Source organism: Halomicroarcula saliterrae (genome assembly GCF_031624395.1).
GTDB lineage: Archaea > Halobacteriota > Halobacteria > Halobacteriales > Haloarculaceae > Haloarcula > Haloarcula saliterrae.
In genome coordinates this window covers 725,321-748,792 of the sequence record NZ_JAMQON010000001.1, presented here as the reverse complement: position 1 = coordinate 748,792, position 23,472 = coordinate 725,321, and the positions used below count along the sequence as shown (strand labels likewise).

Here is a 23,472-nt window from a genome sequence, read left to right as displayed (position 1 = left end):
CACAGGGGACGGGGGCGCCACACCTCCCTGATTCAATAATGTTTTAGGCTTCGGATTTGGAGAGACTGGTATGACTTTGCACGCCAGAGAGATAAACCAAGACGTGCGGGAGCTTGGTGAGCTCTTGGGCGACGTTCTCGAAGCGCAATCTTCGACCGAAGCGTTCGAAATCGTTGAGCGAACGCGCAAGTCCTCTATCGAATACCGGCGGGGTGACGCCGAAACCCGTGCCGAGGTCGGTCGCACTCTCGACCGGCTCAACCCCGAGATGCAGGACATCGTCGCGCGAGCTTTCACCACCTACTTCGAGCTCATCAACCTCGCCGAGGAGCGCGAACGGGTCCGGGAGACCCGCGAGGGGAGCCAGGAGGGCATCCTCGCCGACAGCGTCGAGGAGGCCGTCCAGCAGCTCGACGAGCGCGACGCCGGCCCCGAGGAGGTCGAACAGGTGCTCGGCGACGTGCTCATCCAGCCGACCTTCACCGCACACCCGACCGAAGCTCGGCGAAAGACGGTGAAAGCGAAGCTCCGCTCGGTCGCACAGGACCTGGAGACGCTCGACGAGGTCCGACTCACCGACCGAGAGGAGGAACGCGTCGAGCGCGACCTGGCCGCGGAGGTCACGAGCCTCTGGCAGACCCCGCAGGTGCGGGACCGACGCCCCGAGGTCACCGACGAGGCCCTGAACGTCCAGTGGTATCTGGAGAACGTCCTCTTCGAGGTCATCGACGAGGTGTACGACGAGCTCGAACACGCCATCGACGAGCGCTACGACGAGGACATCGACGTGCCGAAGCTCTACGAATTCCGCTCGTGGGCTGGCTCGGACCGCGACGGCAACCCCTTCGTCACCCCCGAGGTGACCGAGGAGACCCTGGAGCGCCAGCGCGACACCATCCTCCCACTGTACCGCAACAAGCTCAAGGAGCTCTCCGGCGTGCTCTCACAGGACGCCTCGAACATCACGACCGACGACACGTTCGACGAGCGCCTCTCGGAGCACAAGACACGTCTCCCCGGCGTCGCCAGCGAGGCCGAGGAGCGCTACCCCGACGAGCCCTACCGCCAGAAGCTCAAGCTGATGCGCGAGTCCGTCCTCCGGGTCAGCGACGTGCGACAGGGCGGCTACGACAGTTCGGACGACCTCATCAAGGACCTGCGCTCCATCGCCGAGAGCCTCCGGGACAACAACGCCGAGGTCGTCGCCGAGTCCCACGTGGACCCGCTCGTCCGGAAGGTCGACACCTTCGGCTTCGCGCTGGCGAGTCTAGACCTGCGGGACCACCGCAAGATGCACACCGACGCCATCGCCGAGGCCGTCGAGCGACAGGGCATCGACTACGCCGGGATGGACGAAGCGGAACGGGTCGAGTTCCTCACCGAGGCCATCACGCAGGACGGCCCCGTCATCGACATGGAGGACACGACGGGCCTCTCGGACGACGCGACCCGCGTCCTCCGGCGGTTCCGCAAGACCGCCGACTGGCAAAACGAGTTCGGCGTCGACGCCATCGACACCTACGCCATCAGCTGGTGTGAAGAGCCGAGCCACGTGCTCGAAGTGCTCTTGCTCGCCGATCAGGTCGGCATCGTCGACCTGCCGGGCTACTGCGGGCTGGACATCGTCCCGCTGCTGGAGTCCGAGTACGCGCTCTCGGGCGCCCGACGCATCATGGGGACCCTCTTCGAGAACGACGCCTACGAGATGGCCCTGGAAGCCCGCAACGGCGTCCAGGAGATAATGCTCGGCTACTCCGACTCCAACAAGGAAAACGGGTTCCTGGCCGCGAACTGGTCGCTGTACAACAACCAGAAGCGCCTGGCCGACATCACCAGCGACTTCGACGTGGAGATGCGCCTGTTCCACGGCCGCGGCGGCTCTATCTCCCGCGGTGGCGGCCCGATGAACGACGCGATGCTGGCCCTCCCCAACGAGACCGTCACCGGTCAGATCAAGTTCACCGAACAGGGCGAGGCCATCGCCGAGAAGTACGCCAACCACGACATCGCCGAGCGCAACTTAGAACAGATGCTGAACGCGCAGGTCCGGGCCCGGCACAACGCCATGGACGAGCCCGTCGAGGAGATTCCCGACGAGTGGCGCGACGCGATGGAGACGGCCGCCCCCGCCGCCCGCGAGGAGTATCAGGACCTCCTCGGCACGGACGGCTTCGTCGACTACTTCGAGCAGGCCACGCCCATCACCGTCATCGAGAACCTCAACATGGGCTCGCGTCCGGCCTCCCGCAGCGAGGACCGCAGCGTCGACGACCTGCGGGCCATCCCGTGGGTGTTCTCGTGGACGCAGGCCCGCTGTATCATCCCCGGCTGGTACTCCATCGCGACGGGGCTGAACGCCTATCTGGACGACGGCGGCGACATCGAGACGCTCCAGGAGATGTACGACGAGTGGCCCTTCTTCCGGACGAAAATCGACAACGCGTCGCTGGCGCTGGCCCGCACCGACTTCGACATCGCCGAAGAGTACGCCGACCTCGCCGACGAGGACCTCCGCGAACGCATCTTCCCGCGGCTCAAGAGCGAGTACGAGGAGACCGTCGACCTCGTGTTGCAGATCACGGAGCGCGAGGGGCTGCTCTCTCGCGACTGGCTCGAAGAGAACCTCGAACGGCGCAACCCGTACGTCGACCCGCTCAACCTCCTGCAGGTCCGACTGCTCGCACAGTCCCACCTCACGGAGACCGAGAAGCGGACCCTCCGGCTGACGGTGCAGGGCATCGCCGCCGGGATGAAGAACACCGGGTAACCGCCTGCGTAGTTCATTTACAACAGCTGTTGTTCTATCGAAGGATTTAGGCTCCGGTAGGTGACATAGGTGGTATGGCACTCGAAACCGTTCTCCTCGCCGTCGGTCCGAACGACGCGACCCGCGTCGACGAACTGGCCAGCACAGTCGCAGATATCGCCGGGCCCGCCGGGGCCAACGTGGTCGTCGCCCACGTGTTCACCGACGACGAGTACGAGACGGTCGTCGACCGACTGGAGTTCTCGGCCGTCGCCGAGGCCGACCCCAACGAGGTCGCCGACCGACACACCACAGTCCGAGAGCTCCGGAAACTGCTCGACGAAGCCGATATCGAGACCAGCGTCCGCGGGGCAGTCGGGGACCACGGGAGCGAAATCGTGGCTCTGGCCGGCATGACCCAAGCGGACCTCGTCGTCGTCGGCGGCCGCAAGCGCTCGCCGACCGGCAAGGCCGTCTTCGGCTCGGTGGCCCAGGAAGTGATGCTGTCGGCGCCGTGTCCGGTGACGTTCGTCCGCGGCGACGAGTAGCCGCCGACTGCGTCCGTGTGTTCTCCCCTGTTTTCGCTGTCTCTCTAGAACGTGGGTCGCGTTCAGTTCGAACAGCGGACGGAGAAAGCATTTACCGTCCCCGCGACCCGACAGCGTATGCGACGTTCTCGGCGGTCACTTCTGCAGTCGGCCGGTGTCGTACTGAGTGGGACCACCGCGGGCTGTCTATCCACCAGCCGGCGGACGCCCCAGCAATCGCCCACAGAGACGACAGCCCAGCCCGCCTCCCTGAAACTCACAGCCGAGGTCGTCCGGCAGTCCGCGGCCGACGCGCCGGCCCGGGTGGCGGCGACGCTCTCGAACGACGGCACCGGGACGGTCAGGCCCGGCTTCGGGCCGACGCTGCTTTTTTCGGACAGCGGGCCCGACGAGGACCTGGCCAGGGCCGACCCCCTCGTTCTCGACCCCGACGGTCGCGGCGTGTTGCGCAGTGACCCGGTCCAGTCGTCGAACGACTGCTGGCGCTACCCCGAGGACGGCATCGACGGCGTCCAGAGCTCGCTCGAATACCGGGCGCTCGCTCCCGGAGACGAACTGCGCGAGGCCTACGACATATACACCGCTGCCGAAGCGTCCGCCTGTCTCCCGCAGGGACGATACAACCACCAGGACAACGTCGAGTTGCCCGGCGGCTCGCGGACTGCGACGCTGACGCTCACGCTGACTATCGACGAGAGGCAGCGGCTTACAGTATCAGGCGACGCCTCGGCGTGGACCGGCGAGCGCACCGAGTCGTAGTCGCGGCGTGGAATCGAACGTGTTCGAGAGAAAGAAGCGACCGCGAGTTACTTCACGAGCGCGGCTTCGAGCAGTTCGAGCGGGTGGCGAATCTCGTAGCCGGTGCCGTGTTCCATCTGGCTCGCACAGGTGGGACACTCGGTCATGCCGACGTCGCCCTCGGCGTGTTCCATGTGCTCGAACATCTCCTCGCCGATCTCCATGGACTTCTCGTATTTCTCCTCTTTCCAGCCGTAGGTTCCCGAGATGCCGGAACAGGATTCGCCCACGTCCTCGATGCCGACGCCGTCGAGGTCACGGAACAGCTCGACGGACTGCCGTTCCAGCCCCTGGTTGCGGGCGTGACACGGCGCGTGGTAGGCGAACTCCTCGGCCAGCTCGCCGCTGACGTCGGTCTCCTGAATGTCCTCCTGAATGTCCTCGTGGATGCGGAGATACTCCAGCGACTCGAAGGTGTTCGAGGCGACCTTCTCGATGCCCTCGATGTCGAACAGCTCGGGGTACTCCTGGCGCAGCGCCATCGAACAGGAGGTACAGGACGCGATGGCGTCGTACCCCTGGTCGACGAGGTCGGACATGGAGGAGACGTTGACCTCGGCGTGGCGGCGCGCGTCTTTCAGCATGCCGTTGGCGAACATCGGGGTCCCGGAGCACTTCTGTTCGGGCGCGACCACTTCGTAGCCGTAGTGCTCGAAGACGCGGACCATCGCCTGGCCGACGTTCGGCGAGTTGTAGTTCGAGTAACAGCCGTGGAAGTACGCGACCTTCTTGTCGGCGTTACGGTCCAGTCCCATACGCTCGCGGCTCTCCTGGGCGTTGCGCCGGGAGGCGTCGGCACCGCCGCGTGCGGTCCACCACTCGCGGAAGGTCTCCGAGGCGAACTCGGGGAACTCCCGTTCCTTGGTGACGCCCAGCGTCTTCTCCATGAGCCAGCGGGCCGGGCCGAAGTTCATTCCCCAGTTGGCGAGGCCCGGAACCTTGCTCGCGATGGTCGCGGAGGTGCGGTAGTTCGCGAGGATGCGGTTGCGCACGTACTCGATGGAGAGCTTGTCCATCTGCTCTTCGACGTACTCCCCGCGGGCGGTGTTGTGCATCTGGCTGAGCGGGACGCCCGACGGACAGGCGTTGTCACAGCGCATGCAGTTCGAACACGACATCACCGAGTCGTCGATCTCGTAGTCGTCGTCGGTCTGTTTGAGCCGCCACTGCTCGGGGCCCTGGAACTTCGGCCCGGGGAAGTCGTCGTCGACCTCGGCGACCGGGCAGTTCGTGTCGCAGACGGAGCATTTGAAACACGAGTCCGCCCCGGGTCGCAGGTCGAAGTCGTTGCTGTCGGGGAAGACGTCGACGGGCTCGAAGTCGTGGCCCGTGTTCGGTTCGACTGGGTCGAAGTCTGTTGGGGATTGTGCGTCGCTCATCGTGCCTCCGCTGCGGCGTTCTCGCCCGCCACGTAGCCTGTCGCAATCGACACTCCACTGCCCGATTTCTCCGCGGCGAAGTCGTAGCCGCCAAGCACCGACCCCGCGGCCCGCAGGTTCTCGAACTCGACCGCGTCGTCGGCCGTCAGCGGTCGCAGCGTCTCGTCGGTCTCGACGCCGAAGCTCGCGAACGCGTGGTCGCCGAACACGTCGCCGTCGAACCAGTCGTAGCGGTCCTCGCCGTGTTCGATGTGGCAGTCGAAGACGGGTTCTTTCACACTCTCGCGGTCGGACTCGATGCCCTTGCCGACCAGTCCGCCCGTCGCGAGGACGTACTGATCTGCGCTGTTGGGAATCCGCGCGCCGTTCTTCTCGATGTACACTGTCTCGATGGTGTCCCCGTCGGCGTCGAAGTCGACGACCGGGTTGCCCGTCTCGAAGCTCGCTCCGGACTCGTCGAGCGCCTCGAACAGCGCGTCTTCCAGTCGGAGACCCGGCAGCGACGGCGGCCCCATCGGGACCTCGAACACGTCGGCGCCTATCTTCTCCTCCAGCGCCGCGCGCACCCCGTCGGTGTGGGCGTCGCCCAGAATCGCGGGGAAGCCGACCCGCGCTTCGTTCTCCCGGACGGTGTTGACGCGTTCGGCCAGCGCGTCGCGTGCGCCCTTCTTGCGCCCGCGAACGGCGACCTCGCCGTTGTTGTCGAGCAGCTTGGCGTACCGGGTTATCTTCGCGTCGGCCTGCAGGTCGCCCGGGAACTTGATGGTCTCGCCGCGCACGTCGAAGGGAACGCCCGCCGCCTCCAGATGTGCCGCCGCGTGTGGCGCATCGAAATCGACCATCGCCTCGATACCCACGAGCAACACGTCCCGGTCGTCGCTCGCCAGCCCCGCGGCGGCCCCGGTCGGGTAGCGCGCGGTCGGCTTGACGGTCCCACCGTGGGTCGGGACCAGGGCGTTGGTGTCGGTGTGGTCGCCGCGGTAGTCGGTCACCTCGTCGAACATCGACATCGACTCCCGAACCGTCTCGACGCCGACCGTCTGGTAGGGATGGGCGTCGTGCAGGTCGGCCATCGCGGCGTAGGGGTCAGTTACCGGCCCCTCGCCGTCGGGCGTGTACCCCAGCAGGTCCACCAGCCCGGAGGCGTGACGCAGCGAGCTCTGCTTGTAGGAGACCAGACGCACGTCCGCGCCCTCGCGTGCGGCCTTGAGCGCGCTGGTCAGCCCGGCGAGGCCGCCGCCGATAACGAGCACGTCGGAGTTAATTGCCATCGCGTCGCCCTCCGTCCGCGGCTACGTCTGCTGTCCCCGACGCGCTGCCCGCCTCGACACCCGTGTCGAAAGCGGCGAAGTCGATCGGCTCCCCGTCGGCCGGGTCACGGTCGCGGTTCTGCGTGGTCGCGTGCAGCGCGTAGTTCAGCGCGGCCTGTGAGAGCTGTTCGCCCCACAGGGCGTGGCGCTGGCCCTTCCAGCGCTCCTGGAGCAGTTCGTCCCACGCCTCGCGAGCGATGTCCTCGCTGTACTCGCCGTGGAGCTCGCTGGCCAGCCGGTTACAACAGAAGCCGCCCTGGCAGTTCCCCATCGACGCGCGAGTGCGGATGCGGACCGCGTTGAGGTCGGAGCCGGACTGGGAGATGGCGTCCTGGACCTCGGCACGGGTGACGCCCTCACACGCGCAGACGGTCGGGTTCGGGTCGCTCGTCTTGAGCACTTCGTCGGCCCGCGAGCCGAGCCGTTCGACGCTGCGGCGACCGATGGGAGACCGGAGACCGAACTCGTCCATGTAGTCCCGCAGGACGGAGAAGTCCTCGCTGCCCGGCAGCGGTTCGTCGGCGGTGCGACACTCGGCCTCGATACCGAACTTCTCGCAGACGTGGTCGGAGATCTCCTCGCCCATCATCCGGTAGGTGGTGAACTTCCCGCCGACGATGGAGGTCATTCCCTGCAGGTCGTCGCGCTCGTCGTGGTCGAGCAGGAAGTAGTCCCGAGTGATGTCCGTCGGGTCGTCGCTGCCGACGTCCGGCGGCTCGTACAGCGGGCGGACGCCCCAGAACGAGCGAATGGTCCGGGCCTCGTCGAGCATGGGCACGAGCTCCTTGAGGGTGTCTATCATCATGTCGACCTCCCAGCCCTCTTCGGGGTAGTCCTCGGGGTCCTCGACTTCCTCGTCGGTCGTGCCCAGTATCGCGGTCGTCTCGTGTGGGACGACGATATCGGCGTCCCCCTTGGGTCGGCAGCGGTTGATGACCGTGTCGACCTGCCGGATGTTCATGATGGTCATCACGCCCTTCGACGGGCGGACGGCGATGTCGACGCCGGCCATGTCGCCGATGCGGCCGGCCCACGCGCCCGTCGCGTTGACGACGTAGTCCGCGCGGATTTCCTCGGTGCCGCCCTCTCTCCCGTGGATACGCTTGCCGGAGCCCGAAGCGTGTTCCACTTCCAGTCCGACGACCTCGCCGTCTTCGATGATGAGGTCGGTGACCTTCGAGTGAGTCTCGATGCGCGCGCCGTGTTCCTCCGCGCTCGCCGCGTTCGCGACGACGAGTCGGAAGGGGTCGATGGCGCCGTCGGGTACCGAAATCGCCTTCTCGACGTCTTTGGCCAGGTGTGGCTCCATCGCGCGGGCCTCCTCCCCGGAGACGACCTCCGCGGGGATGCCACACTCCTTGCACCCCTCGAGTTTCTGCTGGAAGTACTCCTCGTCGTCTTCGGGTCGTTTGACGAACAGCCCGCCGGTCATCTCCACGCAGTGACTGGCGATGTCCCGGAGAACGCGGTTCTCCTCGATACATTCGGTCGCGCTGGCCTGGTCCGAGACCGCGTATCGGCCCCCGCTGTGGAGCAGGCCGTGCATGCGACCGGTCGTTCCGTGTGTCAGGTTCCCCTGTTCGACCAGGGTGACATCTAGACCCCGCATGGCGAGGTCCCGGGCGATGCCTATACCGGTCGAACCGCCGCCGATAACGGCGATGTGTGGTGTCTGTGCCATCTGTTATACCTCGGCTTTGGCTCGCATACACTTTATTTTACCGCTAAACAGGGGTCCACCAGTAAATTTTATTGGTAATCATGAATGTTACTCGGTACCGCCGTCGTCGCCGTGTTGCGGAAAGATGCTATTCATGCGGTCTGCAGTTGGCTCCGAGTCGCTAGTGGTTGCCCGTCAGTTATCCCTAGAAGAACTGGTCACTCTGTCGAACCCGTTGATAAAGAAGGAAATCGCGGTGACTGGACGTGGTAGGGTAGCAGTAAAGACGGGTGGTGTCCGTAAACACCCGCCGCTGTCACAGGGAGGGCCGGACCGCCCACGGGAACACCGCAGAGATGGCGCCCGACGCCGGAAACCGGCTCGGAGTGGACCACCGGCGCCTGATTTGCTCGGAATCGGATGTGTATGTCACGTACTACGCGCGCACGCGTAGGTGGCAGCTACGGAGAGGTGGAGGTACCGCCGGGAGCGGTCCTGCCTGCCGGCTCGCTGTAGTCCCACAGCGCGAGTTACCGACAGCCTACGGAGGCCCGGCCGCCATCGGCACGGTTTCCACGCCACCGACTGCGCACCGTGAGACAATCGGGACGTCGAGAGACCGACTGCGGTACCGCCCGCCCGGAGACACGCCACCACGTCGGTCGGTTGCTTCGGCCGGGCACTGGTTCGATCGGCGAGGCAACACCGCGCGCGCCACGCCCACCCCGCGTGTCACCATCGCCCGCATCGGTGTGTCCACGGCCTCGACAGAGTGGACAGACGGACCGGGCGGAACTCCGTTCGGTCGCCGGAGCGCGTTGAACACGGTCTTTGATATATTTTACTGGTCTTGTGGTCAGCGTGCGGTCCAGAAGCGACCTTCACCGGCGGTCTCACCCGTTCGAGTCGTATCGACCGCCGCCGAGTCCGCCAGTGGGAGTAGAGAAATGATTCAACCAATGGACAAAATACTGCAATAATCCCGCGCTCTGGGGCGCTAAAACTCCGTAAACTGGCGGTATAGGCTATTGAGCACGAATTTTACTATTTTTTACTACCCATCCGATAGCAGCAGTAATCTTTATAATGATTCACTATATTGTTTACTCTCAAGGCGGGGTCTTGCATAAACAAGGTCCGCCCAACGGAGAACACACACAATGGCAGACACATACGTCGGTGCGATAGACCAGGGGACGACTGGCACCCGCTTCATGGTATTCGACCACAGCGGGCAGGTCGTCGCGAACGCTTACGAGAAACACGAGCAGATTTATCCGGAGCCCGGCTGGGTCGAGCACGACCCGATGGAGATCTGGGAGAACACCAAGGACGTCGTGACCACCGGTCTCGACGAAGCCGACCTCGACCCGGAGCAGCTCGAGGCTATCGGGATTACGAACCAGCGTGAGACCACGATCGTGTGGGACAAGGAGACCGGCAAGCCGGTCCACAACGCGCTCGTCTGGCAGGACCGCCGGACGACGGACCGCGTCGAGGAGATTCAGGACGAGGGCAAGGTCGAGTGGATCCGCGAGAAGACCGGTCTCGAATGTGACGCGTACTTCTCGGCGACCAAGACCGAGTGGATTCTCGACAACGCAGAGCCGCTGAAGATGGAAGCCTCCCGTGGCGAGGACGTTCGCAAACGAGCGCAGAACGGCGAGCTCCTCATGGGGACCATCGACACGTGGGTTATCTACAACCTCACCGGCAACCACATCACCGACGTCTCGAACGCGTCGCGGACGATGCTGTACAACATCCGCGACCTCGAGTGGGACGACGAGCTTCTCGAAGAGTTCAACGTGCCCAAATCGATGGTTCCGGAAGTCCGACCGTCCTCGGACGAGAACACCTACGGCAGCACGGACGCCGACGGCTTCCTCGGCGCCGAAGTGCCCGTCGCGGGCGCGCTGGGCGACCAGCAGGCCGCGCTGTTCGGCCAGACCTGTTTCGACGAGGGTGACGCGAAGAACACCTACGGTACCGGTTCGTTCTACCTGATGAACACGGGTACCGACGCCGTCGAGTCCGACCACGGTCTGCTGACGACCATCGGGTTCCAGATGTCCGGCGAGCCCGTCCAGTACGCGCTGGAAGGCGCCATCTTCATCACCGGCGCCGCTATCGAGTGGCTCGAAGACGTCGACCTCATCAACAACGCCGCCCAGACGGCGGAACTGGCCCGCTCGGTCGACTCGACCGACGGCGTCTACATGGTGCCGGCCTTCACGGGTCTCGGCGCCCCGCACTGGGACGGCCGCGCCCGAGGTACCATCGTCGGTATGACGCGTGGTACCCGGAAAGAGCACATCGTGCGTGCGACCCTCGAATCCATCGCGTACCAGACCCGCGACGTCGCGGAAGCGATGGAAGCCGACTCCGGCGTCGACACCACGACCCTGCGTGTCGACGGCGGTGCAGTCAAGAACAACTTCCTCTGTCAGCTCCAGTCCGACATCATCCAGACGGACATCGCGCGACCGGAGGTCGACGAGACCACGGCGCTCGGGAGCGCCTACGCCGCCGGCCTCGCCGTCGGCTACTGGGACACCGTCGACGAGCTGCGCGACAACTGGCAGATCGACCGCGAGTTCAGCCCCGAGAAGGACGCCGAAGAGGTCGACAAGCTGTACAACCGCTGGGACGACGCGGTCGAGAAGTCCCTGGACTGGGCACAGGAGGAGTAACGTATGGACCCAGTACTACTTCAGATCGAGCTCCTCGGTGGCCGGACAGGTGCCGAGTTCGCCTACTGGCTCATCGCCGCCTTCGCAGGTGGCTGCTTCGGTGCAGCCATCGGCGCGCTCCCGGCCTTCTGTTTCACCGGCTTCGCGGTCATCGCCGGCGAAGCGGCCAACCTGGTCGGGCTCACCGGTGCGCCTGAAGGCGCTGCACTGACCTCGTCCGGTATCACCGGTCTCGTCGGTTTCGGTCCGGTCTTCGGTCCGCACATCGCCTTCGCCGGCGGTGCGGCCGCGGCCGCCTACGCCGCGAAGAAGGAAGGCGCCATGCCGCCCCAGGAAGACGGTGGCTACCACCCCGGTAAGGACATCGCCTACGCGCTCGGTACGCGCCCCGACGTCCTCGCGGTCGGTGGTATCTTCGGTGTCTTCGGCAGCGTCGGTAACATCCTGCTCGTCAACACGGTCAACACGGCTATCGCTTTCGACACCATCGGAATGATGGTCTTCACGTCCGCACTCGTCCACCGACTCGTCTTCGGCTACTCGCTGTTCGGGTCGCCAGGCGGGAACGGCTACTTCGACATGACGCCGTTCGAGAACGGTCAGGAAGTCGCTGCCGACGGCGGTAGCGAAGTCATGCGTCCCGCTGTCGAACCGTGGCTCCCCCACCAGTACAAGTGGGCCAACGTCGCAATGATCGGCCTCGTCGCCGGTCTGCTCGGTGGCTACCTCGTCATCACGACGGGGAGCATGTTCCTCGGCTTCGGTATCTCCGCGGCGTCCCTTACGTTCCTCAACCTGGGCGTCGAGAAGATTCCGGTGACCCACCACATGACGCTGCCCGGCGCTGCGGGTGCGGCGGCGTTCGTCGACCCGACCGGTAGCGGGGCCGTCATCGCGCTCCTGCTCGGTGGCGTCTTCGGTGTTCTGGGCGCGCTCGTCGGTGAAGCGGGCCAGCGTGTGTTCTACGCACACGGTGACACGCACGTTGACCCGCCCGCGTTCGCTATCGCCACCATGTCGCTGCTCATCGGTGCGCTGTACGTCGCCGGTGTCGCAGTGCGAAACACCTACGTCGTGCCATAAGCGGTCTACCCGACTTCGGCGTTTTATTTTTGTACGAACCATCGTAGTTTGAGACCACTGTAGCACAATGGATATAGAAGCCAGAATCAAGCGACGGCAGCGTCACGACGGCGAGCCGCGCCTGATTCAGGAGTACGAGTCGCTGTCGCCGGTGCGACACATCGACGAGCCGGCCGACCGCGGGCCCCTGCTCGAGCGATTGCTCGACTATCTGGACCCGGTTTTCGACGGGAAGCTCCCCGCCAACGCGTATCTGTACGGGCCGAACGGGGTGGGAAAGAGCGCCGTGGTTACGGCGCTGTTTGCCCACCTGCACCAGTTACCGACCGAGACACGAACGGTCATTCACACGACGACCCGGGCACAGTCCAAAACCTCGCCGTCGTTCGTCTATCTCGACACGAGAGAGACCACGAGCGAGTTCGCGTTCTACCACGCGGTGCTCGACGCGCTCGTCGAGGAGACGGTCCCGGAACACGGCATCGGTACGGAGACGCTCAGAACACGGCTACACGAGGAACTCGACGGCTCCAGAACCGGGGTCGTCGTCGCCGTCGACCACGTCGGCGAGCCACGGAGCGCCTCCGAGGGCGACCTCGTCGACCTGTTCGCGGGACTCCCGAGCAACGTGAGCTGGTTGGCGATGGGGCGCAAGCGACCGGCCGAAACTGAGCTCACGGAGTACACCGCGGAATCCATCCGCGTCGACCCGTACCAACAGCAGATGCTCGTCGACGTGTTGATGACGCGGGCCTCCATCGGGCTCTCCCAGCAGGCCATCGAACACGACCTCGCCGAGGAGATCGCCGCGTGGGCGAACGGGAACGCCCACGACGCGCTGGCGGCGCTGTTCATCGCGACCCATCACGCGGAATCGGCCGGACGGACGACGCTGACAGTGACCGATGTCGAGGCGGCCATCGAGGAGATACCGATTCCCTGCGTCTCGCTGGGCATCGTCCTCGCCCTGCCGGCGAACAGACAGGCCGTGCTCAGGGAACTGGTCGACCTCGACGAGGAGGAGCGCTCCTCGGTCACCGCGACCACTGCCGCGATCGGTGGCGCCGAGAGCGTCGACCTGTCCCCGGGGACAGTCAAACGGTTCCTCTACGAGATGGCAGAGGCAGGTGTCGTCGAACGCGTCCAGGCGGCGACACAGGGCGGGCAGGGGCGCCCGCCGAGCCGCGTCGAACCGCGGTTCCCACCGACAGTTTTCAGACGGCTCTACGACCTGCGGTGAGCTACCGCCCGTTCGACGGGTCGCCCGTACCCGCTGTCAGTGCCGACGCGAGCGCGCCGCGGACCACGACGTCGTCGCCGTGTGTCGTCAGCTGGATGTCGGGGATGTTCGCCATCACCATGTCGTCGAGGCGCTCCCTGATGGGGTCCATAATCTGGTCGGGATTGTTGATAGCGACGGCCCCACCGATAGAGACGACGAGCGGGGCAAACGCGTGGACCATGTTGGCGACGCCGATGGTGTTCCAGTGGGAGATCTGGTCGAGGACGTGGGTCGCGAACTCGTCTTCGCCGGCGTACTCGAACACGTCCGCCGCAGTGAACCCCTCGGTGTCGATGGGGAGGGCCGTCTCGACCGGGTCCTCGCGGTGGAGCCGGGTCGCATAGCGCGGGATGTTCTCACCCGAGCAGTACGCCTCCCAGTGGCCGTCGTGGCCACAGCCACAGGTCATGAACCCGTGGGGGTCGATAGTCAGGTGACCGACTTCGCCGGCGTTGCCGTCCCAGCCACGCAGCACACGCCCGTCGACGGCGACACCGGCACCGATACCCGAGGAGATAGTCAGGTACACCATATCGTCGGGGTTCCGGTCGGCGTAGTAGCGTTCGCCGATGAGTCCCGCGTTGGCGTCGTTGTGGAGGTAGACGCGCTCGGTCCCGAAGAGGTTCTGTACGGGGCCAGTAAGCGGAATCCGGTCGATGGAGTCGGGAAGATTCGCGGGGTTTTCGACCGCACCGCCGGCCAGGTCGAGCGGGCCAAACGAGCCGATGCCGGCCGCGACGACCTCCGACGGACCGATGTCGGCGGCCTCACACGCGCCCCGAAGCGCGTCGAGGACGGCCTCGGTCACGTCGATTCCAGTCGGCCCGCGTGGGGTGTCACGCTTGAACGACGCGACCACCGTCCCGTCCGCGTCACCGATAACGGCCCTGATATGCGTCGCACCGAGGTCGACCCCAGCGTATGCGCCCATTTGGTCAGACGGTGGCACCTTGAGTACTTAATTGCACAGATTCGAAATCGTGCTATCGGTCGTCGAGCTGTTCCCGAGCGACGGACTCCTCGTAGACGACGCCGCGCTCGGCGTCCAGCGTGAGGATTTCGTCGTCACCGATGCGCTCGGGCAGTTCCGCGTCGGCGACCATCGGAATCGACAGCTCGCGGGCGACGATAGCGGCGTAACTCGTGATCCCCTCGTGAGCGTCGACGATGCCGCCGACCCTGTTCGTATCGCCGGTGAACTCCCCGTCGAAGGACTCGGGGACGACGAGAATAGCGCCCTCGGGTACGTCCGAGATATCGCCGTCGCCGACGTGATACACCGGACCGGTGGCGAGTCCTTCGACGACGGACCGACCGCTGACCACTGTCTCGGCTGCGACGTGGACCTTCAGCATGTTCGCCGTGTTCATCCCTTCCAGTTCGGTCATCATGCCCGAGAGGACGACCACGGTGTCGCCGCCGTCAGCAGCCCTGGTGTCCAGTGCGGCCTGGACGGCGCTCTGAATGACGGCGTCGGCGCCGTCGTTGGTGTACTTCGTCGTCACGGGGATGATACCCCACGAGAGGGCGAGTTTGCGCCGGACCTCTTCGCTGGGTGTCGACGCGACGATGGGGATCGACGGCCGGTATTTGGCCGCTTTCAGAGCGGTGTACCCCGATTCGGACGCAGCGACGACGGCGTCGGCGTTGATATCCCGGGCGAGGAAGCGCGCCGAGCGGGCCAGCGCGTCAGTGCGCGTGTTGCCCGCGTTGGGAATCCGCTGTTCGCGCGACTCCGCGTACTCCTCGCTTCCCTCCACGTCGCGGACGATACGGTCCATAGTCTCGACCACCCGTGTCGGATGGTCACCGATGGCGGTCTCACCCGAGAGCATGACCGCGTCGGTGCCATCGAGCACCGCGTTGGCCACGTCCGAGGCCTCCGCCCGCGTCGGCCGCCGGGAGTGAATCATCGAGTCGAGCATCTCCGTCGCGGTGATGACGGGGACACCGGCCTGGTGGCACTTCCGGATGATGCGTTTCTGGATGATCGGAACGTCTTCGAGCGGACACTCGACGCCCAGGTCGCCACGGGCGACCATGACGCCGTAGGCGGCGTCGATGATGGAGTCGAGGTTCTCGACGGCGCCCGCCCGTTCGATTTTGGCGATGATGGGGATGTCGGCCCCTTTCTCTTCGAGGGCCTCGTTGATCTCGTAGATAGCGTCGCCATCACGGACGAACGAGGCCGCGACGAAGTCCGGTTCCTTCTCGGCGGCGACCTGAATCTCGCGCCGGTCGTTCTCGGTGATGGTCGCGAGGTCCAGATCGACGCCGGGGACGTTGACGCCCTTTCGGGCCCCCAGCTTGCCGCCGTTTTCGACGTGGGCGGTGACGACGTCCCCGTCGACGCTCTCGACCGTCGTCTCGATGCGGCCGTCGTCGAGCAACACGCGGTCACCGGGGCTCGCGCTGCTGATAGACTGAGAGAGGCCGACCTCTTCGGGGGTGGCGTCGTTGCCGATGACGAACCTGACCGTCGTCCCCTTCTGGAGCTGAATCGGCTCCTCGATCGGAGCGGTCCGGACTTCCGGTCCGGGCATATCGAGCATCGAGGCCACGGGTGAGTCGACCCGTTCGTCGACCTCCTTGATGCGGTCTATCATGGTCCGTCGGTGTTCGGGCGACCCGTGACTGGCGTTGAGGCGAGCGACCGACATCCCGGCTTCGGCCAGCGATTCGATCTGCTCGACGGACTCGCTTGCCGGTCCGAGTGTACAGACGATCTTTGCGCTACGCATCGGCTGTTCCCTCCGCGAAACGGAGTCGAAGCTCCACCGGTAACTGAATCATACTCCCCCGTACCGAGCCAGGGGATAAGAAGCTTATCAGACACTGCAGTTTTCGCGGCGCTATCTGGACAACGACTCCGTCGTCCCGCCGATTACTTCACGGACCTCCTCGGGTGAGACGGTCGCCATGTCACCGGGGACCGACCGCTTGAGCGCCGCCGTCCCAGCGCCCCAGGCCAGCGCGTCCGACACCGACGCGCCGTCCAGATACTGCGAGAGGAACCCGCCGACAAACGAGTCGCCGGTTCCGACGGGGTAGGCGTCCGAGGCCTCGTAGGTCGGCTGCGTGGTCACGTCACCGTCGGCGAGAGCGAGCGCCCCTTCACTGCCGCGGGTGACGACGACGACCTCGAACCCGTACTCGCTGTCGAGTTCGCGAGCGATAGCCTCTGCGTCACCCGCCGCGTCGAGGACGACCCGGGCGTCGCGTTCGGCGACGACCAGGATGTCGACAGCCGGGAAAAGCTCGGTAAGCACTTCCTTCGCTGCCTCGGGAGTCCAGAGATTCGAGCGAAAGTTGACGTCGAAGCTCGTCGTCGCCCCCGCCGTCTGTGCCCGCTCCAGTAACTCGGCGGTCGTCGCTTCGAGCGTCTCCGACAGCGCAGGCGTGATACCGGTCGTGTGGAAACAGAGCGCGTCCTCGAAGACCGCCGTGGGGAGCTCCCCTGACTCAGTCGTCGTCACGCTCGCGTGCGCGCGGTCGTATATTACTTCGCTCCCGCGAGGTGGACGCCCCTGTTCGAGATAGTACGTGCCCTGTCGTCGCTCGGGCGAGTCGTCCCAGACGACATCGACCGAGATACCGTGGCGCCGGAGTTCGCCGGCGACTTTCCGGCCGACGGGCGAGTCGGGCAGCTTCGAGAGCCAGAGACTGTCGAGACCCAGCCGCTGGGCGGCGACAGCGACGTTCGACTCGGCACCGGCGACGTCGACGTCGTACTGGTCGGCGACTTCGAGACGCTCCTCGTCGGGGGGCGAGAGCCGGAGCATCGTCTCGCCGAACGTGACCAGATCGACCATGTCGGCTCATCGTCGCCCGGTCGATATAAATCCGGTCAAACGTTGCCCCGAGAGCGGCGAGCGAACGGGCTAGCCCCGTTTTCCGCGAAACGATGTCGGATTCGTCCCGATTTCGGAAAGTGATTCAGTATAGCGCTATATGATTTATGTGTCGCGGTTCGGGCATCGGCGAACAATCCGATAGTTGACATTTCTCGCGAGCTGCGCGACGAATCGAAGCGTATCGTCGAATTCGACACCCGTCGGGATGTCCGTATCCGGGACCAGGCTGGGGAAGCGAATGCCCGGTCCGCGGGCGGAGCTGGCGAGACTGGCCGTGGCGGAACTGTCAGACCGGCTGCGCCGGCTGTCGTCTCGGAACGCCAGCGGCCGCTCGGTCGGTTGCGGGGAGCGGTACTGCTGTCGGATTTCGGACTGTGTCGAGACCGGGGGAAATGACGAGGGCCCAGAGCGAAAACGGCTCCCGACCCGGGTACGACCAGAGCAGCAGCCGACCCAGTCGCGCTTCGGGCCGTCGTCGCTCGGGCCCACCCCGCTCGCGCCGGACGGCATCGAGCAGATAGCAGTGTAGCCACCCGGGCGGTAATTGGGAATCCGCTTCCGGTCGGAGACAGCGTCCGCAGCCAGTCAGTCGACCGAGAGAAACGAGACGCTGTGATAGCGCTGACTCCCGGGGGTTGACCGCCGAGAACGGCCCTCCACCTGATGGCGACGACTTACACACGGCCCGGAGCTGACTCGGTGGTGGAGACGACGGGTCGTGTAACAACCGTGCGTATGTCTGGAGCGGCGAGTCGGCCGGGAGAACGTCGCCCCCACTGGGCGAGCGTTCCGAGGGCTGAGATGGACGCTGGACGACACAGCTAGGCCCACGTATAGACGGGGAAAGTGTCCGTGTGTGGCGGCTGAGAGACGTTGCTGCAGCACTGCTCCGGAGGAGAGTAGCTACCGTCGGCGATCGAACTGGCCGGCAGGCAGTTACCCTTCGACGACGCAGCCTCACGGACAGCGCCTGCCCGGACTGGCGGACTACTCGGCAGACGGACTCTGCACTACCGCTCGCAGGTCGACATCGGGAGTAGACTCCGCGAAATGGACCATATTTAGATTTGTGAGTGTGGTACTATCTTCTGCCATTTGTAACAGATTTTTGATATTTGAAGGGGGATTTGGCCGATATTACGGCCCCACTTGCACAAATAAGTGTCTTTATACTCACAGCCGGGTTCAGCATCCGGGGTTATAGCGCCCCAGAAAGGGGTTCAGACACCCCCATCTGACAGGCTGCAAGGTACTCCTGCAAGACTATCCTGCAAGGTCAACCTGCAAGGAGAGTGTGCGACATGAGCGTCGAGACCCGCCCCGTCGAACTGCAGCGTGGCGATAGCGTTGTCCCCGGTCTCGAACTCGTTGACCGGCGCCGCGTCGACGGTCCCGCCGACGGCCCCCAGCAAGAGCGCACCATCGTCGTCATCAACGGCGACGAGGACAAACAACCGGTTGACGAGAACGGACTGTGCGAGGTCGACATCGCCCAGGACCGAATCGACGACGCGGCCCAGCCACAGCTCGTCCAGGACATTCTCGGCGGGAAGCTGGGAGGTGGTGCCGGTGCTTGAAACCGAGGACCGCGTCAGCCGAATCGAGGCGCTCTGTCGCCGGCGCCGGGCCAACATCGATATGGACTGGCTCGGCGACGACCGCTACACCAAGGTCGACGAGCGCGGGCACAAAATCCGCGAGCAGACCGCCGACCACGACCTCACGGCGATGTACAAGCCCGGAGTGTCCACGACCGGCCAACTCTGGATACTCCGTACCGAAGCCGAACTGCTCGCCGACGGCGTCGATCTGGACAACCCTCACATCCCAGCGAGCGAGGACATCCTCGAGGAGGCCGTCGACAAAATCGAGGCCGATGGACACGAGCCCGCGTGGGAGGTGGTCGACGGTGAGTGACCAGTCTGTGGACGGGACTGTCCAACGCGGACAGACGTGGACGTGCAACGAGGCCCGGGCCGACCCTGATGATGTCCCTGCGGCCCACGATACGGTCGACCTGTGGCCGGACTACCCGCGCTTCTCGGCGGTGGTCGACGCGGTCGCGGGCGACGTCGCCGAGCTGGTCGTCGGGACGAGTAACGACCATCCCCGAGCGCCCGATCTCGGTGACCGTGTCGACCTGCATACCTCCAAGCTGATCAAGCAGGAGCGATGGTCGCTCAAGTCCGACATCGGTGAGAGTGACGCCGACGACCCGCCGGTCGTGACAGACGGTGGGCAGTGTGCGGACAGGACTGACCGCTGCGAGGGGCAGGTCTGTCCGAACGATGACTGCAACATCGACCAGCGTTTTCCCGGCTTCCACGGCTTCTGCTGCCCGGAGTGCGCTTGCCGTCTCGTCGTCGCTTGCTCACGCTGTGACTCAGGGGCCGTGGAGGAGATAGACGGCTCACCCGTCTGCCCAAATCACGCTCAGGAGGTGGCTGCATGAGCGGTACTGACCTATCAGGACTCCCGCTCAGAGATGTTGGTGTCCCGTGCAATAATTGTGGTTGTGAAGTCCGTCGCCCCGATGTAAACCGCTGTGCTGCCTGCGGTGCGTTTGCTTCGGAGCCAGCAGAAAGCGCCGAGACGGGAGGTGCAACGGCCGATGAACAATAGAGGCCGGTCTATCTCCCCCGCCGATGACCCGCTCCAGAAGGACGGCGAGGCAACTGTAGACAATGGCAGAAACAACCCAAGAGGAAGCCGACGACGAAGCACAGATATTCGAAATCGAAGTCGAGCAAGTCACCAGCGAAACGATAACCGTCCAAGCCAACTCCCGAGAGGAGGCATTCGGCGCGCTGGAACATCCGACCGACCGAGATGTGCAGTCGATGCTGGTCCGAAAGGAGTTCAGCAGCCTCTCCGAACGCCGACCGGTCGATGGTCGTCACGCTCCCGAACTGGAAGACTACGACGACCCCGACCTCGACATCGACCTGACCGACGAGTAGAGTTCGTTTCGCGGTTCGGTTTTTGCACTCATCGAGAGGTATGCGCGGCCACTGACCAGGAGGGCGGTCGATGAGCCTCTCCCTCTCCCGTGCCGAGGTCGCGGCGATGGACCGCGAGGAGCTCGTCGAAACCATCGTCGAGCTCTCCGGGACCGTCGAGGACCTCGCCGAGTCGGAGTCTCTGGCCGCCCTCGAAATCGCGGCCCTCCGGAAGCTGCTGGCTGGCCTCGCAGACGTCGACAGCGACGACGCGGACCCCACGGAGATGTCCGCGATGGACAAGGCCAGCGTTGCGGTCGACCGCATCAACGGCCTGGCTGACCGCGTCGACGACCTTGAGAAGGAGAACGAGCGTCTCCGGTCACGTCTGGAGGGCAGCTCCAGTCGAGGGAAAGACCAGAAGGTCGCTGATATCGTCCAGTTCGCCGACAACGCCCGTGGTGCTGACCCAGCCATCAAGCTCACTGCGAAGGACATCAAGGGCGCCACGGGTTGCTCGACGCGCTACGCCTACGACCTGATGGACGATCTCCCCGAAGAGTACGACTGGTTCCTCACACCGCGGGAGATGACCCAGTACGGGAGTCTCGAAGTGGACAACACCGACGAGCGCCGGCTGGGCGTGGACTTTGAAGGAGTTCACTCCAGCGGGTGTCCGTTGAACAAGTTCAACAACGATTCCAGCCAGGAGGGGTCGCAGTAGGATGATTCCCGCCAGAGATAGACCACCTCCGCTTGGATAGGGAGAAAGTACGGCTGCGGTAGCGGTTGTAAACTAAACTCGATTAGAGTGGGGTGCGTCGTCCGTGCGTCGTCGTGCGGTTTCGGACGGCGCTCCTCACTCGCCGAAACCCAGTGTTGAACAAGTTCAATCCATGTTCGTTCAAAGCGGTCCCGAACCGAGTGGTCGGCCAGCACTCCCGAGGTGGTCACGGTGACTGAGGAGGACGTCGACCCACGGCAGCGATACCAGTCGGTCCTCGCGACGGTCGACGCCCAGACCAGTCCCAAGCAACGCCCGGGCGTCCGTCCGGAGACTGTCTACCTGTGCTGTGTGGCTCACGGCCAGTACAGCAAATCTGGCGTCAAGGCCTCGCTCCAGGCCGCGCTCGACAATGACGACGCCATCGCCTACCGAGACCATGACGGCGACCTCCGGTTTTGCCTCGTGACAGAGGACGCCGTCGACCGCCTCGTCGCGGAGTACCCCGAGACTCGGCAGACCGACCGCATCAAGTCCGTCCTGGAGGGGCAGTCGTGAACCAGCGACCGTCGTCGGTCTCCGACGCCGCTATCCTCGACGCGGTCGACGCCGCTATGGAGAACGGCGACCACCAGGGCCTGCTCGGCGGAGTGCTCCCAGAACATGTCGCCAAGCACTGCGCCCTCACCGCAGCGACGCTGCGGAGTCGGTTGTTGACTCTCTCCAAGCGCGGCGAGCTCGTTCAGGTCGACGGCTGCGATACATCTGACCCGGCCTACGCTGCGCGGAAGGGGTATCTCCCAGCTGACCATCCCGATGCGTCGTCGCCGTATCGTCTCCCATAGATGACTGGGCGCCTCAACCCGTGGGGTCGGACACCGTCGACGCGATGGTTCGTGTACAGCCCCACGGGAGGACACGCCCATGCCATCTAAACACAGCAGAGTAGCGTTTTTGTGGCCTGAAACACCTATATCAGGTAGCGTTTCCCACACCGGCGTCGGGCCGAGTCACCGCCATGACTCCCGGCGACGAGCCAGTAGTCCTCCGACTCTCCTAATCCATGTCCCAAGCAACTGACACACCAGCAGCAGCGCCACTCCCACGTGATCCAGCCCGGTCCGGCGAGCACGCTGTGCGCTGGTTCGAGATTCTCATCTGGCACGACCACCGCGTGTGTTCGGAGTGCTTTGCCCGCCTCACACGACCCGACCCCGAGCCGGGCGAGAGCGCGATGGAGCCCCGTACGGAGACGGCTACACTCGGCGTTGACCTCATCGAGCCGCCGGCGTCCATCGCGAACGTCGCCCCGATGCCCGAGGCCCGGACCACCTGCAACGAGTGTGGCTCGGTCCGTGGTCTCTCCCAGAGCGAGACGCTGTCGACGAGCGAGGCGACCGACCGCGTCCCAGCACTGGCGGCCCGGCTCCAGGAGGCCGGCTATCACGTCAAGACCGACGTCATCTATCGCGTCGTGGACCACCTCAAGGGCCTCGACCGCCACACCGCCGACGACAAGCGCATCTTCGCCATCGCCGCCGCGAAGGGGGTCCAACGGTGAGCGTCCAGCCCCCGGCGCCGGCGACGGTCCCGGTCGAGACACTCCAGGGCAACCGTCGCGAGGCCACGGTCGTCGACGAGTTCGTCGAGGCCGACGCCGATGGCTTCGACCGCGTCTTCCGCGTTGACGTCGACGGCGTCACCATGCGCGTCAACGAGGACAACATCCCTGAGACCCACCGCTGACACCGCGCCCCGATGACCTGCCGCCTGTGTTCTCCACCCCCACCCACCCCATCCACCGGCAGCGAGGGTCTGCACCGACATCCAACCGGTCGGCCCCAGCTCGTCACCTGACGCCGACCGCCCAGCCCGGACCCAGAGCGCTCACCGAGAGCGCGGGGTGCAACTCCCCGACCGGGCACTCGTGAAATGCTACTATGGCCAGCCGTAAACCGACGCTTCAGCACGAACTCGCACAGTACAACGACTCACTGGACGCCTGTCTGAGGAGCCGATACGGGATGACGCTCAAACTGTTCAAGCTCGTCAAGGCCATCACGCAGCTGGTCGGCGCCGGCGCCGGCGTCTACGCCATGTCGCTGGGGGCCCCACCCCTAGCCGCCCTCGCGATGATGACCGTGATGATTGCCGGCCCCGAAGGTCTGGAGTTCCTGATCGAGCGGGGGAGTGCATGATGGGACCCCAGCGTCCCTACCGAGCCCTCCGGGCCGGCGCCGGCGCCGTCGTCCTCGCGACGGTCGTCGGTGTCTGGGTCCACAGCTACGTGACCGGGCAGCAGCCTGGCACGCTCCTTCAGGTCGTCTACATCGCGCTGGTCATCGCCTCGGGCTTCGCCGTGTTCGGCCGCGACACTTTCGGCGCCGCGCTCGACGAGGCTCAAGACGTCCAAGGCGGTGGCGAGGACGACACCGAGGACTGAGAGTGCTATTTAA

Annotated in this window: 23 protein-coding genes; 17 read left to right on the top strand and 6 right to left on the bottom strand. The window is 65.1% G+C overall.

From position 1 onward, the window contains the following. The first annotated feature begins 70 nt into the window (after window positions 1-70). From ppc to NDI56_RS04140, 3 genes are all read left to right on the top strand, one after another. Window positions 71-2,767 (top strand): phosphoenolpyruvate carboxylase, encoded by a 2,697-nt coding sequence (gene ppc / locus NDI56_RS04150; protein ID WP_310918167.1) that lies wholly within the window; start codon window positions 71-73, stop codon window positions 2,765-2,767. A 74-nt stretch (window positions 2,768-2,841) separates the two neighbouring features. Further along, entirely contained in the window at window positions 2,842-3,294 is a 453-nt protein-coding gene (locus NDI56_RS04145) for a universal stress protein (protein WP_310918166.1), read from the top strand. A gap of 117 nt (window positions 3,295-3,411) precedes the next feature. Beyond that, the gene (locus NDI56_RS04140) at window positions 3,412-4,053 is read left to right on the top strand and encodes a hypothetical protein (RefSeq protein WP_310918165.1); all 642 of its coding nucleotides are present in this window, start codon (window positions 3,412-3,414) and stop codon (window positions 4,051-4,053) included. 47 nt (window positions 4,054-4,100) lie between these two features. Here NDI56_RS04140 and NDI56_RS04135 read toward each other — a convergent pair whose 3' ends face one another. Genes NDI56_RS04135 through glpA form a run of 3 tightly spaced genes read right to left on the bottom strand, consistent with a single transcriptional unit; the run spans window position 4,101 to window position 8,462 of the window. Next, on the bottom strand, window positions 4,101-5,471 hold the full coding sequence (locus NDI56_RS04135; protein ID WP_310918164.1) for an anaerobic glycerol-3-phosphate dehydrogenase subunit C: 1,371 nt from the start codon (window positions 5,469-5,471) through the stop codon (window positions 4,101-4,103). Beyond that, a complete protein-coding gene (glpB, locus tag NDI56_RS04130; RefSeq protein WP_310918163.1) occupies window positions 5,468-6,742 on the bottom strand; it encodes a glycerol-3-phosphate dehydrogenase subunit GlpB in 1,275 nt (424 codons plus the stop codon). Before glpB ends, NDI56_RS04135 begins: the two co-directional genes overlap by 4 nt. Continuing rightward, on the bottom strand, window positions 6,732-8,462 hold the full coding sequence (gene glpA, locus NDI56_RS04125) for an anaerobic glycerol-3-phosphate dehydrogenase subunit GlpA (RefSeq protein WP_310918162.1): 1,731 nt from the start codon (window positions 8,460-8,462) through the stop codon (window positions 6,732-6,734). The genes glpB and glpA overlap by 11 nt, the downstream gene beginning before the upstream one ends. A gap of 1,139 nt (window positions 8,463-9,601) precedes the next feature. On the opposite strand from glpA, the gene glpK reads away from it, so the two are divergent. The 3 genes from glpK (at window position 9,602) to NDI56_RS04110 (ending at window position 13,457) form a co-directional block, all read left to right on the top strand. Then, window positions 9,602-11,134 carry a glycerol kinase GlpK gene (gene glpK, locus NDI56_RS04120; RefSeq protein WP_310918161.1) on the top strand — a complete coding sequence of 511 codons (1,533 nt, stop codon included), beginning with the start codon at window positions 9,602-9,604 and terminating at the stop codon, window positions 11,132-11,134. Between the two features lie 3 nt (window positions 11,135-11,137). Further along, entirely contained in the window at window positions 11,138-12,217 is a 1,080-nt protein-coding gene (locus NDI56_RS04115) for a DUF7973 family transport facilitator (RefSeq protein WP_310918160.1), read from the top strand. Window positions 12,218-12,284: 67 nt separating this feature from the next. Further along, complete coding sequence (locus NDI56_RS04110) at window positions 12,285-13,457, top strand: Cdc6/Cdc18 family protein (protein ID WP_310918159.1); 1,173 nt, start codon at window positions 12,285-12,287, stop codon at window positions 13,455-13,457. A gap of 1 nt (window position 13,458) precedes the next feature. Here the strand turns inward: NDI56_RS04110 and NDI56_RS04105 are convergent, their stop codons facing one another. The 3 genes from NDI56_RS04105 to kdgK1 all read right to left on the bottom strand — a co-directional run bounded on the left by NDI56_RS04105 (window position 13,459) and on the right by kdgK1 (window position 17,311). Further along, window positions 13,459-14,430: an ROK family protein gene (locus tag NDI56_RS04105; protein WP_310918158.1), complete on the bottom strand. Its 972-nt coding sequence runs from the start codon at window positions 14,428-14,430 to the stop codon at window positions 13,459-13,461. A 52-nt stretch (window positions 14,431-14,482) separates the two neighbouring features. Then, window positions 14,483-16,240 (bottom strand): pyruvate kinase, encoded by a 1,758-nt coding sequence (pyk, locus tag NDI56_RS04100; RefSeq protein ID WP_310918157.1) that lies wholly within the window; start codon window positions 16,238-16,240, stop codon window positions 14,483-14,485. A gap of 111 nt (window positions 16,241-16,351) precedes the next feature. Continuing rightward, a complete protein-coding gene (kdgK1, locus tag NDI56_RS04095) occupies window positions 16,352-17,311 on the bottom strand; it encodes a bifunctional 2-dehydro-3-deoxygluconokinase/2-dehydro-3-deoxygalactonokinase (protein ID WP_310918156.1) in 960 nt (319 codons plus the stop codon). Between the two features lie 1,343 nt (window positions 17,312-18,654). On the opposite strand from kdgK1, the gene NDI56_RS04090 reads away from it, so the two are divergent. The 11 genes from NDI56_RS04090 (at window position 18,655) to NDI56_RS04040 (ending at window position 23,459) form a co-directional block, all read left to right on the top strand. Continuing rightward, on the top strand, window positions 18,655-18,930 hold the full coding sequence (locus tag NDI56_RS04090; RefSeq protein ID WP_310918155.1) for a hypothetical protein: 276 nt from the start codon (window positions 18,655-18,657) through the stop codon (window positions 18,928-18,930). Continuing rightward, window positions 18,923-19,270 (top strand): hypothetical protein, encoded by a 348-nt coding sequence (locus NDI56_RS04085; RefSeq protein WP_310918154.1) that lies wholly within the window; start codon window positions 18,923-18,925, stop codon window positions 19,268-19,270. The genes NDI56_RS04090 and NDI56_RS04085 overlap by 8 nt, the downstream gene beginning before the upstream one ends. Beyond that, entirely contained in the window at window positions 19,263-19,805 is a 543-nt protein-coding gene (locus NDI56_RS04080) for a hypothetical protein (protein ID WP_310918153.1), read from the top strand. Before NDI56_RS04085 ends, NDI56_RS04080 begins: the two co-directional genes overlap by 8 nt. Window positions 19,806-20,037: 232 nt before the next feature. After that, entirely contained in the window at window positions 20,038-20,313 is a 276-nt protein-coding gene (locus tag NDI56_RS04075; protein ID WP_310918152.1) for a hypothetical protein, read from the top strand. Between the two features lie 70 nt (window positions 20,314-20,383). Beyond that, complete coding sequence (locus tag NDI56_RS04070) at window positions 20,384-21,016, top strand: hypothetical protein (RefSeq protein WP_310918151.1); 633 nt, start codon at window positions 20,384-20,386, stop codon at window positions 21,014-21,016. 231 nt (window positions 21,017-21,247) lie between these two features. Then, window positions 21,248-21,574, top strand: coding sequence for a hypothetical protein (locus tag NDI56_RS04065; protein ID WP_310918150.1), 327 nt, complete (start codon window positions 21,248-21,250; stop codon window positions 21,572-21,574). Next, window positions 21,571-21,861: a hypothetical protein gene (locus tag NDI56_RS04060; RefSeq protein ID WP_310918149.1), complete on the top strand. Its 291-nt coding sequence runs from the start codon at window positions 21,571-21,573 to the stop codon at window positions 21,859-21,861. Before NDI56_RS04065 ends, NDI56_RS04060 begins: the two co-directional genes overlap by 4 nt. Window positions 21,862-22,151: 290 nt before the next feature. Further along, on the top strand, window positions 22,152-22,577 hold the full coding sequence (locus NDI56_RS04055; RefSeq protein ID WP_310918148.1) for a hypothetical protein: 426 nt from the start codon (window positions 22,152-22,154) through the stop codon (window positions 22,575-22,577). Beyond that, window positions 22,574-22,762 (top strand): hypothetical protein, encoded by a 189-nt coding sequence (locus NDI56_RS04050; protein ID WP_310918147.1) that lies wholly within the window; start codon window positions 22,574-22,576, stop codon window positions 22,760-22,762. The genes NDI56_RS04055 and NDI56_RS04050 overlap by 4 nt, the downstream gene beginning before the upstream one ends. Before the next feature lie 194 nt (window positions 22,763-22,956). Then, window positions 22,957-23,214: a hypothetical protein gene (locus NDI56_RS04045; RefSeq protein ID WP_310918146.1), complete on the top strand. Its 258-nt coding sequence runs from the start codon at window positions 22,957-22,959 to the stop codon at window positions 23,212-23,214. Next, window positions 23,214-23,459 (top strand): hypothetical protein, encoded by a 246-nt coding sequence (locus tag NDI56_RS04040; RefSeq protein ID WP_310918145.1) that lies wholly within the window; start codon window positions 23,214-23,216, stop codon window positions 23,457-23,459. The genes NDI56_RS04045 and NDI56_RS04040 overlap by 1 nt, the downstream gene beginning before the upstream one ends. Window positions 23,460-23,472 lie beyond the last annotated feature (13 nt).

Coding starts and splice junctions, on each gene's coding strand:
- ppc (WP_310918167.1), top strand. CDS start 71: ATGACTTTGCACGCCAGAGAGATAAACCAAGACGTGCGGGAGCTTGGT.
- NDI56_RS04145 (WP_310918166.1), top strand. CDS start 2,842: ATGGCACTCGAAACCGTTCTCCTCGCCGTCGGTCCGAACGACGCGACC.
- NDI56_RS04140 (WP_310918165.1), top strand. CDS start 3,412: ATGCGACGTTCTCGGCGGTCACTTCTGCAGTCGGCCGGTGTCGTACTG.
- NDI56_RS04135 (WP_310918164.1), bottom strand. CDS start 5,471: ATGAGCGACGCACAATCCCCAACAGACTTCGACCCAGTCGAACCGAAC.
- glpB (WP_310918163.1), bottom strand. CDS start 6,742: ATGGCAATTAACTCCGACGTGCTCGTTATCGGCGGCGGCCTCGCCGGG.
- glpA (WP_310918162.1), bottom strand. CDS start 8,462: ATGGCACAGACACCACACATCGCCGTTATCGGCGGCGGTTCGACCGGT.
- glpK (WP_310918161.1), top strand. CDS start 9,602: ATGGCAGACACATACGTCGGTGCGATAGACCAGGGGACGACTGGCACC.
- NDI56_RS04115 (WP_310918160.1), top strand. CDS start 11,138: ATGGACCCAGTACTACTTCAGATCGAGCTCCTCGGTGGCCGGACAGGT.
- NDI56_RS04110 (WP_310918159.1), top strand. CDS start 12,285: ATGGATATAGAAGCCAGAATCAAGCGACGGCAGCGTCACGACGGCGAG.
- NDI56_RS04105 (WP_310918158.1), bottom strand. CDS start 14,430: ATGGGCGCATACGCTGGGGTCGACCTCGGTGCGACGCATATCAGGGCC.
- pyk (WP_310918157.1), bottom strand. CDS start 16,240: ATGCGTAGCGCAAAGATCGTCTGTACACTCGGACCGGCAAGCGAGTCC.
- kdgK1 (WP_310918156.1), bottom strand. CDS start 17,311: ATGGTCGATCTGGTCACGTTCGGCGAGACGATGCTCCGGCTCTCGCCC.
- NDI56_RS04090 (WP_310918155.1), top strand. CDS start 18,655: ATGAGCGTCGAGACCCGCCCCGTCGAACTGCAGCGTGGCGATAGCGTT.
- NDI56_RS04075 (WP_310918152.1), top strand. CDS start 20,038: ATGGCAGAAACAACCCAAGAGGAAGCCGACGACGAAGCACAGATATTC.
- NDI56_RS04070 (WP_310918151.1), top strand. CDS start 20,384: ATGAGCCTCTCCCTCTCCCGTGCCGAGGTCGCGGCGATGGACCGCGAG.
- NDI56_RS04045 (WP_310918146.1), top strand. CDS start 22,957: ATGGCCAGCCGTAAACCGACGCTTCAGCACGAACTCGCACAGTACAAC.
- NDI56_RS04040 (WP_310918145.1), top strand. CDS start 23,214: ATGGGACCCCAGCGTCCCTACCGAGCCCTCCGGGCCGGCGCCGGCGCC.